The 1,225-nt window shown below is 59.5% G+C and carries 2 protein-coding genes; both read left to right on the top strand.

Annotation, left to right across the window (positions count from 1 at the left end; translation table 11 throughout):
• Nucleotides 1-61: 61 nt before the first annotated feature.
• Nucleotides 62-355, top strand: coding sequence for a transposase (locus QMZ26_RS21205; RefSeq protein ID WP_200733965.1), 294 nt, complete (start codon nucleotides 62-64; stop codon nucleotides 353-355).
• Nucleotides 352-1,185, top strand: a complete 834-nt coding sequence (locus QMZ26_RS21200; protein ID WP_283222593.1) for an IS3 family transposase — start codon at nucleotides 352-354, stop codon at nucleotides 1,183-1,185. The genes QMZ26_RS21205 and QMZ26_RS21200 overlap by 4 nt, the downstream gene beginning before the upstream one ends.
• Nucleotides 1,186-1,225 lie beyond the last annotated feature (40 nt).

The raw sequence follows: 1,225 nt of genomic DNA, 5'->3' as shown, positions 1-1,225 counted from the left end.
TTGTGGTGGTCTAATCAACTTGGACACTCGATAGGATCAATTTCGAGGATCGAGATAACCCATGGCAAAACAGATCACGCAGGGCATGAGAGACGAGGCTGTTCGCCTCGTCGTTGTAGAAGGGCAGACAGTCAGGGACGTCTGCCAACTGATGGACGTTGGGCCAACAGCGCTGCGTCGCTGGATCGAGCAATGGCGCCGGAAGCATGAGCCGCAGGGCCAAGCTCCGCTGGTAGATCCCCAGACCCGGATTGCCGAGCTGGAAGCCCAGAATCGCAGGCTCAAGGAGGAACGCGACCTTCTAAAAAAATCCATCGCCTTCTTCATTCGGGACAACGATCACCGGAACAAGTGATCGAAGAATTGGGGAAGGCTGCGCCAATCCGGCTGGTGTGCCAATTGATGGACTATCCCCGCAGCAGCTACTACGCGTGGCTGCGCCGGGAACCTCAGATCGACCAAGAGCTACTCGATCAGGTTGATCTGGTGCGCCGCATTCACGAATCCAACCGTGGCAGCTATGGCTCTCGGAGAATGGTCAGGGAGCTGTCCAACAGGGGCTTGGAGGTTGGGCGTCACCGTGCCCGGACCCTGATGCGAAGAGCTGGCGTAAGAGCTCGGCAGCACCGGCGGCACAAGTACCAGAGTCTTGGGCCGCAGGCCCTGACGGTCCCCAACGTCCTGGACAGGCAGTTCAATCCGGAAGTGCCCAATCGGGTATGGGCTGGCGATATCACCTACATCCCAACCCAACAAGGGTGGCTCTATCTGGCCATCGTTGTGGACCTGTTTTCCCGCCGGGTCGTTGGCTGGGCCCACTCTCATGAAGCGGGCGCGTGGCTGGCAGTCAGGGCGCTGCAGGGGGCGCTGAGACAGCGTCGCCCTGGGGGCGGACTGCTGTTTCACTCCGACCAGGGGCGTCAGTACACCAGTCATGCCATGGCAGAAATCCTGCGTGACAACGGGATCACCCAGAGCATGAGTCGTAAGGGAAATTGCTGGGACAACGCCGTGGTGGAACGGGTTTTTGCCACCCTCAAAGGAGAATGGCTCTATTCCAAATACCCGTCACGACAGGAAGCGGTGGCGGACATCGAGCAGTTCGTGGACTGGTACAACCACCGTAGGCTGCATACCGCCAACGGCCTGGTCCCGCCTGCGCTCCACGAAGCGCAGGCAGCCTGAACACCCCTTGAGAGTGTCCAGAAATGGTTGACCACCACAG

The sequence above is a fragment of the Stenotrophomonas sp. PFBMAA-4 genome (genome assembly GCF_030053215.1).
Lineage (GTDB): Bacteria > Pseudomonadota > Gammaproteobacteria > Xanthomonadales > Xanthomonadaceae > Stenotrophomonas.
Note: the sequence above shows the minus strand (reverse complement) of the source record. Positions and strands in the feature narration are given on the sequence as shown.

Excerpts from the sequence above, each read along its gene's own strand:
- QMZ26_RS21205 (WP_200733965.1), top strand. The coding sequence starts at position 62 with ATGGCAAAACAGATCACGCAGGGCATGAGAGACGAGGCTGTTCGCCTC.